This is a genomic window from Pseudomonas putida (assembly GCF_001941965.1).
In the GTDB taxonomy this organism is placed as follows: domain Bacteria; phylum Pseudomonadota; class Gammaproteobacteria; order Pseudomonadales; family Pseudomonadaceae; genus Aquipseudomonas; species Aquipseudomonas putida_L.
Map to the genome: position 1 here is coordinate 247,424 of NZ_MKZO01000036.1, position 12,738 is coordinate 260,161.

At 64.5% G+C, this 12,738-nt stretch carries 12 protein-coding genes; 4 read left to right on the forward strand and 8 right to left on the reverse strand.

What is annotated here, in order from left to right:
• Positions 1-42: 42 nt before the first annotated feature.
• The 3 genes from dbpA (at position 43) to yccS (ending at position 4,948) form a co-directional block, all read left to right on the forward strand.
• On the forward strand, positions 43-1,380 hold the full coding sequence (gene dbpA, locus PSEMO_RS20640) for an ATP-dependent RNA helicase DbpA (RefSeq protein WP_256721167.1): 1,338 nt from the start codon (positions 43-45) through the stop codon (positions 1,378-1,380).
• A 99-nt stretch (positions 1,381-1,479) separates the two neighbouring features.
• Entirely contained in the window at positions 1,480-2,658 is a 1,179-nt protein-coding gene (locus tag PSEMO_RS20645; protein ID WP_075804824.1) for a BaiN/RdsA family NAD(P)/FAD-dependent oxidoreductase, read from the forward strand.
• A gap of 109 nt (positions 2,659-2,767) precedes the next feature.
• Positions 2,768-4,948, forward strand: coding sequence for a YccS family putative transporter (gene yccS, locus PSEMO_RS20650; RefSeq protein WP_075804825.1), 2,181 nt, complete (start codon positions 2,768-2,770; stop codon positions 4,946-4,948).
• Here yccS and PSEMO_RS20655 read toward each other — a convergent pair.
• On the reverse strand, positions 4,929-5,675 hold the full coding sequence (locus tag PSEMO_RS20655) for a substrate-binding periplasmic protein (RefSeq protein WP_075804826.1): 747 nt from the start codon (positions 5,673-5,675) through the stop codon (positions 4,929-4,931). The genes yccS and PSEMO_RS20655 overlap by 20 nt on opposite strands.
• 208 nt (positions 5,676-5,883) lie before the next feature.
• On the opposite strand from PSEMO_RS20655, the gene PSEMO_RS20660 reads away from it, so the two are divergent.
• The gene (locus PSEMO_RS20660; RefSeq protein WP_075804827.1) at positions 5,884-6,336 is read left to right on the forward strand and encodes a GNAT family N-acetyltransferase; all 453 of its coding nucleotides are present in this window, start codon (positions 5,884-5,886) and stop codon (positions 6,334-6,336) included.
• 137 nt (positions 6,337-6,473) lie between these two features.
• Here PSEMO_RS20660 and PSEMO_RS20665 read toward each other — a convergent pair whose 3' ends face one another.
• The 7 genes from PSEMO_RS20665 to PSEMO_RS20695 form a co-directional block, all read right to left on the reverse strand.
• Positions 6,474-6,770, reverse strand: coding sequence for a winged helix-turn-helix domain-containing protein (locus PSEMO_RS20665; RefSeq protein WP_075804828.1), 297 nt, complete (start codon positions 6,768-6,770; stop codon positions 6,474-6,476).
• Between the two features lie 17 nt (positions 6,771-6,787).
• A complete protein-coding gene (locus tag PSEMO_RS20670) occupies positions 6,788-7,288 on the reverse strand; it encodes a M48 metallopeptidase family protein (protein WP_075804829.1) in 501 nt (166 codons plus the stop codon).
• A gap of 41 nt (positions 7,289-7,329) precedes the next feature.
• Positions 7,330-9,450 (reverse strand): putative bifunctional diguanylate cyclase/phosphodiesterase, encoded by a 2,121-nt coding sequence (locus PSEMO_RS20675; protein WP_075804830.1) that lies wholly within the window; start codon positions 9,448-9,450, stop codon positions 7,330-7,332.
• A gap of 326 nt (positions 9,451-9,776) precedes the next feature.
• Positions 9,777-10,841, reverse strand: a complete 1,065-nt coding sequence (gene fba, locus PSEMO_RS20680; protein WP_075804831.1) for a class II fructose-bisphosphate aldolase — start codon at positions 10,839-10,841, stop codon at positions 9,777-9,779.
• A 104-nt stretch (positions 10,842-10,945) separates the two neighbouring features.
• Complete coding sequence (locus PSEMO_RS20685; RefSeq protein ID WP_075804832.1) at positions 10,946-11,263, reverse strand: MliC family protein; 318 nt, start codon at positions 11,261-11,263, stop codon at positions 10,946-10,948.
• 50 nt (positions 11,264-11,313) lie between these two features.
• Positions 11,314-11,532, reverse strand: a complete 219-nt coding sequence (locus tag PSEMO_RS20690; protein ID WP_075804833.1) for a hypothetical protein — start codon at positions 11,530-11,532, stop codon at positions 11,314-11,316.
• Between the two features lie 32 nt (positions 11,533-11,564).
• On the reverse strand, positions 11,565-12,728 hold the full coding sequence (locus tag PSEMO_RS20695) for a phosphoglycerate kinase (RefSeq protein WP_075804834.1): 1,164 nt from the start codon (positions 12,726-12,728) through the stop codon (positions 11,565-11,567).
• Positions 12,729-12,738 lie beyond the last annotated feature (10 nt).

A 12,738-nucleotide genomic window follows, 5' to 3' on the forward strand; every position in this document is an offset into this window, starting at 1 on the left:
ACCAACGCCACCGCTTTCGCCACCTTGCCGCTGTCCGCCGCCATGCTGGCCAACCTGGATGCCCTCGGCTACACCGAGATGACCCCGATCCAGGCCCAGAGCCTGCCGGTCATCCTCAAGGGCCAGGACCTGATCGCCCAGGCCAAGACCGGCAGCGGCAAGACCGCCGCGTTCGGCATCGGCCTGCTCAACCCGATCAACCCGCGCTACTTCGGTTGCCAGGCCCTGGTCCTGTGCCCGACCCGCGAGCTGGCCGACCAGGTCGCCAAGGAACTGCGTCGCCTGGCCCGGGCCGAGGACAACATCAAGATCCTCACCCTGTGCGGCGGCGTATCCCTCGGCCCGCAGATCGCCTCGCTGGAGCACGGCGCGCACATCATCGTCGGTACGCCGGGCCGGGTGCAGCAGCACCTGAGCAAGGGCACCCTGGTGCTGGACGGGCTCAACACCCTGGTCCTCGATGAAGCCGACCGCATGCTCGACATGGGCTTCTTCGACGCCATCACCGAGATCGTCGGGCAGACCCCGAAGCGCCGCCAGTCCCTGCTGTTCTCCGCCACCTACCCGTCCGGGATCAAGCAGCTCGCCTCGTCGATCCTGCGCGACCCGCAGCAGGTCAAGGTCGAGGCGTTGCATGACGACAGCCAGATCGAGCAGCATTTCTACGAGATCGACGCCGAAGACCGCATGAGCGCGGTGACCCGCGTGCTCGGGCATTTCCGCCCGCAGTCCTGCGTGGCGTTCTGCTTCACCAAGCAGCAGTGCCAGGAGCTGGTGGATCACCTCAAGGCCAAGGGCATCGCCGCCGAGGCGCTGCATGGCGACCTGGAGCAGCGTGACCGCGACCAGGTCCTGACCGTGTTCGCCAACCGCAGCCTGTCCGTGCTGGTCGCCACCGACGTGGCCGCCCGCGGCCTGGATATCGATGCCCTGGACATGGTGATCAACGTCGAGCTGGCCCGGGATGCGGAGATTCACGTGCACCGTGTCGGCCGTACCGGCCGGGCGGGCGAGAAGGGCCTGGCGGTGAGCCTGGTGGCCCCGGCCGAAGGCCATCGCGCCAAGGCCATCGAAGACCTGCAGAAGAAACCGCTGCGCTGGGAGCAACTGGACAGTCTCAAGAGCAAGGCCGGCGAACCGCTGGTGCCGGTGATGTCGACCCTGTGCATCGCTGCCGGGCGCAAGGACAAGCTGCGCCCGGGCGATATCCTCGGTGCGCTGACCGGCGATGCCGGGATCGACGGCAAGAAAGTCGGCAAGATCGCCATCTTCGACTTCCAGGCCTTCGTCGCGGTGGAGCGGGCCCTGGCCAAGCAGGCCATGCAGCGGCTCAACAGCGGCAAGATCAAGGGGCGCTCGCTCAAGGTCCGGATCATCTGATTTCTTGAGGGCCTCATCGCTGGCAAGCCAGCTCCCACAGGGACCGTGTGGGAGCTGGCTTGCCAGCGATGAGGCCCTCACAGTCACTAGAGAAAAACCATGCACTCCACCGATGTGATCATCATCGGCGCCGGCGCCGCCGGCCTGATGTGCGCCCTGACCGCCGCCTGTCGCGGCCGCCGGGTCGTGCTGCTGGACCACGCCAACAAACCGGGCAAGAAGATCCTCATGTCCGGCGGCGGGCGCTGCAATTTCACCAATATGTACACCGAGCCGGCCAACTTCCTCTCGCAGAACCCGCATTTCTGCAAGTCGGCCCTGGCCCGCTACACCCAGTGGGACTTCATCGAGATGGTCGCCAAGCACGGCGTGCCCTATCACGAAAAGAAGCTCGGCCAGCTGTTCTGCGATAACAAGTCCAGCGACATCCTGCAGATGCTCCTCGACGAGTGCGCCAGCGCCGGCGCCGACTTGCGCATGGACACCCGCATCGAGCAGATCGAAAAGACGACCTACGGCTACCAGCTTGCCACCAGCGCCGGCCCGTTCCAGTGCCAGTCCCTGGTGATCGCCACCGGCGGCCTGTCGATCCCGACCCTCGGCGCCACCGGCTTCGGCTACCAAGTCGCCCGCCAGTTCGGCCACAGCCTGCTGCCGACCCGCGCCGGCCTGGTGCCCTTCACCATCACCGACCAGCTCAAGGCCCTGTGCACCGAGCTGTCCGGCACCTCGGTGGACTGCATCGCCAGCTGCAACGGCACCAGCTTCCGCGAGAACCTGCTGTTCACCCACCGCGGCCTGAGCGGCCCGGCGATCCTGCAGATTTCCTCGTTCTGGGAAGCCGGTGACAGCGTGGAAATCAACCTGCTGCCGGACCACGACGCCCTGGCCTGGCTGCAACAGCAACAGGCCGAACGCCCCAACAGCGAGCTGAAGACCCTGCTCGGCGAGATCTTCACCAAGAAGATGGCCAACCTGCTGGCCGAGACCTGGTTCGTCTCCAAGCCGATGAAGCAGTACACCCCGGCCGAGCTGGCCCAAGTCGCCGACAAGCTGGGCGCCTGGCAACTGGTGCCAGCCGGTACCGAGGGCTATCGCACCGCCGAAGTGACCCTCGGCGGCGTCGACACCCGCGAGGTGTCCTCGAAGACCATGGAGTCACTGAAAAGCCCCGGCCTGTACTTTATCGGCGAGGTACTGGACGTCAGCGGCCACCTCGGCGGTTTCAATTTCCAATGGGCCTGGGCCTCTGCTTACGCGGCGGCGCAGTTCGTCTAGAATCAGCGGCTATCACGGAACGCATTTTGCTGTACGTGAGCAGCGCGACGGCTTTGCGTCGCGCTGACCGCTCACTTCAGAACCCCGCCCGGCAGGCCCGTCGTCGATCATGTCTTCCTCTTCCTTCCGCCAATCGTTGCGTCGCTTGTGGGCGCTGGACAAGTTCAGCTACAGCATCCGGGTATTGATCGCCCTGACCGGCAGCATGGCGCTGTGCTGGTACCAGGATCAGATGAACCTGCTGATCCCGCTGTTCCTCGGCATCATCGCCAGCGCTTTGGCGGAAACCGACGACAGTTGGCAAGGCCGCCTCAATGCCCTGGCCGTGACCCTGGTGTGTTTCACCGTCGCCGCGTTGTCGGTGGAATTGCTGTTCCCCTATCCGTGGATCTTCGTGATCTCCATGGCCCTGGCGGCCTTCAGCCTGACCATGCTCGGCGCCCTCGGCGAGCGCTACGGGGCGATTGCCCAGGCCACGCTGATCCTCTCGGTCTACACCATGATCGGCGTGGACCAGCGCGGTGGCGAGGTCGCCGATTTCTGGCACGAGCCCCTGCTGCTGGTGGCCGGCGCCGCCTGGTACGGGCTGCTCTCAGTGCTGTGGCAGGCGCTGTTCTCCAACCAGCCGGTGCAGCAAAGCCTGGCCCGGCTGTTCCGTGAACTGGGCACCTACCTGAAGCTCAAGGCCACCCTGTTCGAGCCGATCCGCGGCCTCGACGTCGAAGCCCGGCGCCTGGAGCTGGCGCAGCAGAACGGCAAGGTGGTGGCGGCGCTGAACAGCGCCAAGGAAATCATCCTGCACCGGGTCGGCAACGGCCGGCCCAGCTCCAAGGTCAGCCGCTACCTGAAGCTGTACTTCCTGGCCCAGGACATCCACGAGCGGGCCAGTTCCTCGCACTACCCGTACAACGCCCTGACCGAAGCCTTCTTCCACAGCGACGTTCTGTTCCGCTGCCAGCGCCTGCTGCGCCAGCAGGGCAGCGCCTGCCAGCAGCTATCGACGTCGATCCAGTTGCGCCAGCCGTTCGTTTTCAACAGCAACTTCGCCGAAGCCCTGGAAGACCTGCACGCTTCGCTGGAACACCTGCGGATCCAGAGCAACCCGGCCTGGCGCGGCCTGCTCCGCTCGCTGCGGGCCCTGGCCGCCAACCTGGCGACCCTCGACCGCCTGATCAGCGACGCCAGCAACCCGGACAACCTGGCCGATAACACCGACTCCAGCCTGCTCGACCGCTCGCCACGCAACCTCAAGGACGTCTGGACCCGCCTGCGCCTGCAACTGACGCCGACCTCGCTGATCTTCCGCCACGCCCTGCGCCTGCCCCTGGCGCTGTCGATCGGCTACGGCATGGTGCACCTGATCCACCCGACCCAGGGCTACTGGATCATCCTCACCACCCTGTTCGTCTGCCAGCCCAACTACGGGGCGACGCGACGCAAACTGGTGCAGCGGATCATCGGCACGGCCATCGGCCTGACGGTGGGCTGGGCGCTGTTCGACCTGTTCCCCAACGCGGTGATCCAGTCGCTGTTCGCGGTGGCCGCCGGCGTGGTGTTCTTCGTCAACCGGACCACCCGCTACACCCTGGCCACCGCCGCGATCACCCTGATGGTGCTGTTCTGCTTCAACCAGATCGGCGACGGCTACGGCCTGTTCCTGCCGCGCCTGTTCGATACCCTGGTGGGCAGCCTGATCGCGATCCTCGCGGTCTTCCTGTTCCTCCCGGACTGGCAGGGCCGGCGGCTGAACAAGGTGCTGGCCAACACCCTGACCTGCAACAGCCTGTACCTGCGCCAGATCATGCAGCAGTACGCCCAGGGCAAGCAGGACGACCTCGCCTACCGCCTGGCCCGGCGCAATGCGCACAACGCCGATGCGGCGCTCTCGACCACCCTGTCGAACATGCTCATGGAGCCGGGCCACTTCAGAAAAGAAGCGGATACCGGCTTCCGCTTCCTGGTGCTGTCCCACACCTTGCTCAGCTACCTCTCGGCCCTCGGCGCGCACCGCGAAAGCACCCTGCCCGCCGAAGCCCATGCACAGTTGATCGACGGCGCGGCGGCAACACTGGCGGCGAGCCTCGACGAGATCGCCACCGGCCTTGCCGGCAAGCAGCCGGTGGCGATCCATAGCGACGCCGAGGAAGCCCTGGCCATCGAACTGGAGCAGATGCCCGAAGAGATGGACGAGAACCTGCGGACGGTGCAGACCCAACTAGCCCTGATCGCCCGTCACCTCGGCCCGCTGCGCACCCTGGCCGCGCACCTGATCAAGGGGACCCAGGCCTGAAGGCGTAGTGCTCGAGGATCCGCGCGTAGCTGCCATCGGCCTTCATCGCGCCGATGGCCTTGTCGAAGGCCGCGACAATCTGCGCGTGCTGCGGATGCTTGAGGCTGACCAGGATATGCAGGCTGTTCTCGCTGACCGGCTTGCCGAAGAACTCGACCTGGTCCTTGGCGTTGCTTGGTGCCTGCTGCAGGAACCAACTGGCAACGTACTCGTCCTCCACCGCCAGGCTCACCCGCCCGGCCGCGAGCATGCCGATGGCCACGGGGAAACTGCGCACCGGTACCTTCTGCAGGCGCAGGTCATTATCGAACTCGGCGGAATAGGCGTAGTCGCGGACCACCGCGATGGTGTGCGGGTAGAGGTCGGACAGGCGCTCGTAGTGAATCGCATCGGCCTTGCGCTTGAGCAAACGGATGCGATTCGCCAGGTAGCCTTTGGAGAACTCGCCGATCCGGGTGCGCGAGTCGTTGTACCAGGCGTTGACCAGCACGTCGTAGCGACCGTCGCCGATCCCCACCAGGGCCCGCGCCCAGGGCACCTGCTCGAAATCGCTGGCGTAGCCGGCGCGCTCCAGCGCCGTCCTGACCAGGACCGTGGCCAGCCCGCCCTGCTCCATGTTGGCATCGGTAAAGGGCGGCCAGGCATCAGCGACCAGGCGAAGTTTTTCTGCATGAACCGGGGTAACTGACAACATTCCAAGCAAACACAAGACTCGGAGCAAGGGCATGCTCAAATCCTATAGCGGAGTGTGCTCCGCGTTGTGGTTTGACCGCTGGGAAGTGCAATGCCGCTAAATTACACAAACAGGCGTCCGGGTGGGAGAAGCAAATAATAGCTATGTGCCTCTATTCTTGCCGGTTTTGCTTACAGATCGGCCCTCGACAGAAAGCCCCAAGTGGCTATCCTCGGGCGCGTACCCACTGAGAGATTTCCCCATGTCCATCGATTGGCTCTGCAAACATCACACCGACCTTGGCAAGGAACAGCTCTACGCCGTGCTTCGGCTGCGCAACGAAGTGTTCGTGCTGGAACAGAAATGCCCGTACCAGGACCTGGATGGCCAGGATCTATCCGGGGACACCTGCCATTTGATGGCCTGGCAGGATGACCGGCTGGTGGCGTATCTGCGCTTGCTCGACCCGACGTCCCAGGGCGGCGACGTGGTGCTTGGCCGGGTGGTGATCGCCGAGGCGGGGCGGGGCCAGGGGCTGGGGCATGAGTTGATGGTGCGGGCGCTGGAAGAAGCGCAGGAGAACTGGCCGGATGTGCCGGTGTACCTCTCGGCCCAGGCGCATTTGCAGGGGTATTACCGCAAGCACGGGTTCGAGGTGGTGGGGGAAGCTTATCTTGAGGACGGGATTCCGCACATTGGTATGCGCAGGATCTAGAGGGCTTTCACAAAACCCTGTGGGAGCTGGCTTGCCAGCGATGAGGCCGGCATGAGCAATGATGTTGCCTGATCTGACCAAATCGCTGGCAAGACAGCTCCCACAGGGGTTATCCACAGGGCAGAAATAGTGTTGAGTCAGGGATAACCAAGAACTTCCCGAATCACCCGCAGATTCTGGATGATCCAGCCCTTGTCGATCGCCCCCCAATCGCGGATCCGGTAGTTCCCGGCATGGTTCCTCGCCCCCGCCTGCTGCTCGAATTCACAGACGATATCCAGGTCCGCCAGCGCGGCGATGGTGTCCTGCGCCGTGCGCCGGGGCATGCCGGTAGCGGCCATCAGCGCGGGGACGCTGGCGGCGGTCTGGCTGTCGATCAGCCAGGCGACGTACAACCGACGGTAGAAACTGCTCTTGGTCTTGCTCACTTCCATGCAAAGGCTTCCTTGACTCACTGATTGCCTGGCAGGTCGCGCCAGGTCAGGTAGACACGCAGGTCGAACTCCAGTTGATGGTAGCCGGGCTGCATGTATTCGCAGAGCTGGTAGAAGGCCTTGTTGTGATCGGCCTCCTTGAGGTGCGCCAGCTCGTGCACCACGATCATCCGCAAGAACTCCGGCGCCGCATCGCGGAACAGCGAAGCGATGCGGATTTCCTTTTTCGCCTTGAGCTTGCCGCCCTGCACCCGCGACACCGCCGTGTGCAGGCCAAGCGCCCGATGGGTCAGGTCGAGGCGGTTGTCGAACAGCACCTTGTCGAGATTCGGCGCATTGCGCAGGTGCTCCTGCTTGAGCGCCTGGGCGTAGCCGTACAGCGCCTTGTCGCTCTGCACTTCATGCCGGCCCGGATAACGCTTTCGCAGGTAGTCGCCCAACTGGTCGCGGGCGATCAGCTGGCGCACCTGGTCTTGCAGGGCGGGCGGGTAGGCTTGCAGGTACTTGAGGGCGGTCATGGTGGCTGCGGACGACGAAACGAAGGCCGCAGTGTACCCAACTACAACGAGTGCCAGTCAAAAAACGCCGGGAAACGCCCCGCTTCGTCGGCCGTGATCGGCCGCGCCACCAGGAAGCCCTGCACGTACTGGCAGCCATGCTCGCGCAGCCAGGCCGCCTGTTCCGCGGTTTCCACGCCCTCGGCGATCACGCTGATGTTGTACTGCTGGCAGAGTTCGATGACGCAGCGCACCAGCGCCATGTTGGCCTCGGACTCCGGCAGCAGCGCCACCAGGTGGCGGTCGAGCTTGAGGGTATCGATCGGCAGATCGCGCAACAGGCGCAGCGAGCAGTCCCCGGCGCCGAAGTCGTCCAGCGCCACGCGCACGCCCAGGTCGCGCAGCTTGTGCAACTGACGTTGCGCCGCGTCGAGATTGTCGGTCAGGGAGGTTTCGGCGATTTCCACTTCCAATTGGCTGGCCGACAGCCCCGCCGCCTCGATGACCTGGCCGAGTTCCTCGACCAGGTTGGGCATGCCGAACTGCACTTTGCTGAGGCTGATGCCCAGGGTCAGTTCGTCGGGGAAATGCCCGCACCATAGGCGCCGCTGCTCGGCGCCCTGGCGATAGATCCAGCTGGCCAGACGGTTGATCAGCCGCGCTTCTTCCAGCAAGGGCAGGAACAGCCCCGGCGGCACATCGCCAACACTCGGGTGGCGCCAGCGCAGCAACGCCTCGAAACCGCGCAGGCGGCCGTCGGCAAAAGCGACCTGGGGCTGGAACACCAGGGTGAAATCCTGGTTATCCACAGCCGCACGCACGCTGTCTTCGAGCATCAACCGCGAACGGGCGCGGCCGTTGAGGTCCTGATCGTAGTAGCGGTACTGCTGGCGTCCGGCCTGCTTGGCCGCGTACATCGCCGTATCGGCGGCACGCAGCAGGTTATCCACATTGGCGCCGCAGTCGGGGTAGACGGCGATGCCGATACTGACCCCAAGCGTCACCTCCAGGCCATCGATGTGCTGACGGATCGACATGCGCTCGATGCACTTCTCGGCAAAGCGCGCCGCCTGTTCCGGGTAGTCGAGGTCGTCGAGCAGCGCGGTGAACTCATCGCCGCCCATGCGCGCGAGGATGCCGTGGCCGCCGAGGCAGTCCTTCAGTTGTTCGGCCACCCAGTGCAGCACCTGGTCGCCGGTTTCGTGCCCCAGGGAGTCGTTGACCCGCTTGAAGCCGTCGAGGTCGAGGTACATCAGGGCGTGGTGCTTGTCCGAATGCTCGCTGCGCACCAGCGCACTTTCCGCCGCCTGGTAGAAGCCGCGGCGGTTGAGCAGCCCGGTCAGCGGATCGGTGACCGCCTGCTGCTCCAGTTGCTGGTGCAGGCTGCGCACCACCGACATGTCCAGCACCGTGACCACCATGGCGCGCTGCTCGCCGGGCAACGGCGCGCAGGACAGCGCCACCGACAGGGCCTCACCGTTGCTGGTGCTGAGCACCGCGTCATGCAGCCGATAGATATCCCGCTCCAGATAGGCCTGGTAGAACGCCGATTCGCGCCACTGGATGCAGGTCGGCGACAGCACGTAGTCCAGCAGGCAGGCGCCCTGGAGCTGTTCGACGGAGGCCATCAGCAAACGCGAGATCGCCGGGTTGGCGAAACGGATGGTGCCATCCTCGGCCACCACCAGGATGCCTTCGGCGGCGTTTTCCAGGACCGAGGCATTGAAGGCCCGCGCCGCTTCCAGGTCGCGGGTCAGGCGCTGCAAGGCGCGGCGGTTGCGCTGCTGGTCGAGCAGGGCCTGCACCTTGGGTTTGAGGATCTGCGGATCGAAAGGCTTGAACAGGTAGTCCACGGCACCGCTGGCATAGCCCTTGAGCACGGCGGCCTGGCTTTGCTCGTTGGCGGTGAGGAAGATAATCGGAGTGAGGCGCGTGCGCTGACTGCCACGCATCAGGCGAGCGACCTCGAAGCCGTCCATCCCCGGCATCTGCACATCGAGCAGAACCAGGTCGACTTCATGTTCGAGCAAGGTGCTCAGGGCTTCGATGCCCGAGCACGCCGTCAACACCTGCCAGTCCTGACGCGCCAGCAGGGCACGCATGCTGATCAGGTTCTCCGGGTAGTCATCAACCACCAGTAGTGTTGACGCGCCCTCTTGTATGGGGGTTTGAGCGCATTCCATGCTGCTTCTCTATGTGGCAACGAGCGTCAGTATTCCAATTGAAATTCTGCCGCCTTCCACTCTAGACCCGAGTGTTACAAATCTAAAGCTGGCACAAGGCCAACAGATAATGAGCCGACTAACGGTCTAGTCAAGAAGTGATATGGCTGCCGCCTCGCCCCCTGTGGGAGCTGGCTTGCCAGCGATTTGGCCCGATCGGACAACTTCATTGCCAGTGCCGGCCTCATCGCTGGCAAGCCAGCTCCCACAGGGTTCTGCAGGGTTTTCGCGGGCCAATGAAAAAGGGACTGCCTTGGCAGTCCCTTTTTCAATTACGCAAGGAGAACTCAGTTGACCTTGGCGGCCAGCTCGCCCTTGGCGTAGCGCAGGTACATCTCGTCCAGGGAGACCGGTTTGATCTTCGAGGCGTTACCGGCAGTGCCGAAGGCTTCGTAACGGGCGATGCAGATGTCACGCATGGCTTCGACGGTCTTGGCGAAGTATTTGCGCGGGTCGAACTCGGACTTGTTCTGCTCCAGGAAGCGACGGATCGCACCGGTGGAGGCCAGACGCAGGTCGGTGTCGATGTTGACCTTGCGCACGCCGTGCTTGATGCCTTCGACGATCTCTTCGACCGGCACGCCGTAGGTCTCTTTGATGTCGCCACCGAACTCGTTGATGATCGCCAGCCAGTCCTGTGGAACCGAGGACGAACCGTGCATCACCAGGTGGGTGTTCGGAATGCGCTGGTGGATCGCCTTGATGCGGTCGATCGCCAGGATGTCGCCGGTAGGCGGCTTGGTGAACTTGTAGGCGCCGTGGCTGGTGCCGATGGCGATGGCCAGGGCGTCGACCTGGGTCTTCTTGACGAAGTCCGCAGCTTCTTCAGGGTCGGTCAGCATCTGGCTGTGATCGAGGATGCCTTCGGCGCCGACGCCGTCTTCTTCACCGGCCTGGCCGGTTTCCAGGCTGCCCAGGCAACCCAGCTCGCCTTCCACGGAAACGCCGCAGGCGTGGGCGAATGCCACGGTCTGCTGGGTCACGCGGACGTTGTAGTCGTAGTCGGACGGGGTCTTGCCGTCTTCACGCAGCGAGCCGTCCATCATCACCGAGCTGAAGCCCAGCTGGATCGAACGCTGGCAGACGTCAGGGCTGGTGCCGTGGTCCTGGTGCATGCACACCGGGATGTGCGGGAATTCTTCGATGGCAGCCAGGATCAGGTGGCGCAGGAACGGGGCACCGGCGTATTTGCGGGCACCGGCCGAGGCCTGGACGATCACCGGGGAGTCGGTCTTGTCGGCCGCTTCCATGATGGCGCGCATCTGTTCGAGGTTGTTGACGTTGAAAGCCGGAACGCCGTAACCGAATTCGGCGGCGTGGTCCAGCATCTGGCGCATGCTAATGAGTGCCATTGTGTATCTCTCTCCCGACAAGCGTCGTTATTTCATGCAAGCCTGCCGCAGCGGCGGTTGCTGTTCAAGTTGTGTGGGCCGGCACGCAAGGCCGGCCCGGCCAGTCACGGTGCCTTGCAGCCCCGCCCTATCAAATCGTTGGTCGCGACCCAATACACCAGGCCCTCATCGCCCTGGGTGTGAAAGGCCAGTACGCCATCGCTGTACAGCGCCCCGGAACCTGCCGGCTCGGGTTTGAGCCGGTAGACCTGGTCGCCGCCGCCAAGGCGTACGTCCATCTCGTTGCCCACCTGGCGCCAGAGCACCTGGGCCTTGCTGTCGCAGGTCCAGGTGGCCCAGTTGTCGGCCACCGGGGGCTCGGACCTGAAGCTTGCGCATCCCGCGAGTATCGCCAAGGCCATCACGGCCAGAACGCCTTTCATTCCATTCCTCCAGCAGACCACAAAGCAGGCGACAGGTTGACGTCAGCCGATCAAGGGCAGCCCTTGGCCTGGCGCTGATGTTCTTCGTCGTATTTCTCCAGGCCGTCCGGACCGACGCGCTTGCTGATCACCGGTACGGTTTCGGCCTGCCATTCGGACTGGTAGCAGCCGCCCTTTCCGGCGGCCGGCTTGTCGGAAGCGGACTCGGGCGCACTGGAGCAGGCGCCCAGTGCAACAGTCATGACCATCAGGGACAGTCGCTTGATCATCGGTTCGCTCCCTTTACCAGTGCCGCGCCGGCTCAGGCCTTGGCCCGCTGTTCCAGCACTTCCACGGCCGGCAGGACCTTGCCTTCGACGAATTCGAGGAAGGCGCCGCCACCGGTAGAAATGTAGGAGATATCAGCTGCCACGCCATATTTGTCGATGGCCGCCAGGGTGTCGCCACCGCCGGCGATGGAGAACGCGGCGCTGTCGGCGATGGCCTTGGCCAGCGACTTGGTGCCGTTGCCGAACTGGTCGAACTCGAACACGCCGACCGGGCCGTTCCACAGCACGGTTTTCGACGATTTCAGCAGCTCGGCGAACTGCTCGGCAGTCTGCGGGCCGATGTCGAGGATCATGTCGTCGTCAGCCACGTCGGCAACCGCCTTGACGGTGGCTTCGGCGTCTTCGGCGAAGGCCTTGGCGACCACCACGTCAACCGGCAGCGGCACGTTGACCTTGGCCGCGATGGCCTTGGCGGTGTCGACCAGGTCGGCTTCGTACAGCGACTTGCCGACCTTGTGGCCGGCAGCGGCGAGGAAGGTGTTGGCGATGCCGCCACCGACGATCAGCAGGTCGCAGATCTGGCTCAGGCTGTTCAGCACGTCCAGCTTGGTGGAGACCTTGGAGCCGGCAACGATGGCCGCCATCGGCTTGGCCGGGGCTTTCAGGGCCTTGCCCAGGGCGTCCAGCTCGGCCGCCAGCAGCGGGCCGGCAGCGGCGACCTTGGCGAACTTGGCTACGCCATGGGTCGAACCCTCGGCGCGGTGGGCGGTGCCGAAGGCGTCCATGACGAATACGTCGCACAGGGCGGCGTATTTCTGCGCCAGTTCGTCGGCGTTCTTCTTCTCGCCCTTGTTGAAGCGCACGTTCTCGAACAGCACGACGTCGCCGGCCTTGACCTCGACGCCGTCCAGGTAGTCGGCGACCAGCGGCACTTCGCGGCCCAGGGCCTTGCTCAGGTAGTCGGCGACCGGCTTCAGGCTGTTCTCGGCGGAGAATTCACCTTCGGTCGGACGACCCAGGTGCGAGCAGACCATCACCGCCGCGCCCTTCTCCAGGGCCAGCTTGATGGTCGGCAGCGAAGCAAGGATGCGCGCGTCGCTGGCAACCACACCGTCCTTCACAGGGACGTTGAGGTCTTCGCGGATCAGTACGCGCTTACCTTGCAGGTCGAGGTCGGTCATCTTCAAAACGGTCATGAATGCAGTC

Coding starts and splice junctions, on each gene's coding strand:
- dbpA (WP_256721167.1), top strand. CDS start 43: ATGCTGGCCAACCTGGATGCCCTCGGCTACACCGAGATGACCCCGATC.
- PSEMO_RS20645 (WP_075804824.1), top strand. CDS start 1,480: ATGCACTCCACCGATGTGATCATCATCGGCGCCGGCGCCGCCGGCCTG.
- yccS (WP_075804825.1), top strand. CDS start 2,768: ATGTCTTCCTCTTCCTTCCGCCAATCGTTGCGTCGCTTGTGGGCGCTG.
- PSEMO_RS20655 (WP_075804826.1), bottom strand. CDS start 5,675: ATGCCCTTGCTCCGAGTCTTGTGTTTGCTTGGAATGTTGTCAGTTACC.
- PSEMO_RS20660 (WP_075804827.1), top strand. CDS start 5,884: ATGTCCATCGATTGGCTCTGCAAACATCACACCGACCTTGGCAAGGAA.
- PSEMO_RS20665 (WP_075804828.1), bottom strand. CDS start 6,770: ATGGAAGTGAGCAAGACCAAGAGCAGTTTCTACCGTCGGTTGTACGTC.
- PSEMO_RS20670 (WP_075804829.1), bottom strand. CDS start 7,288: ATGACCGCCCTCAAGTACCTGCAAGCCTACCCGCCCGCCCTGCAAGAC.
- PSEMO_RS20675 (WP_075804830.1), bottom strand. CDS start 9,450: ATGGAATGCGCTCAAACCCCCATACAAGAGGGCGCGTCAACACTACTG.
- fba (WP_075804831.1), bottom strand. CDS start 10,841: ATGGCACTCATTAGCATGCGCCAGATGCTGGACCACGCCGCCGAATTC.
- PSEMO_RS20685 (WP_075804832.1), bottom strand. CDS start 11,263: ATGAAAGGCGTTCTGGCCGTGATGGCCTTGGCGATACTCGCGGGATGC.
- PSEMO_RS20690 (WP_075804833.1), bottom strand. CDS start 11,532: ATGATCAAGCGACTGTCCCTGATGGTCATGACTGTTGCACTGGGCGCC.
- PSEMO_RS20695 (WP_075804834.1), bottom strand. CDS start 12,728: ATGACCGTTTTGAAGATGACCGACCTCGACCTGCAAGGTAAGCGCGTA.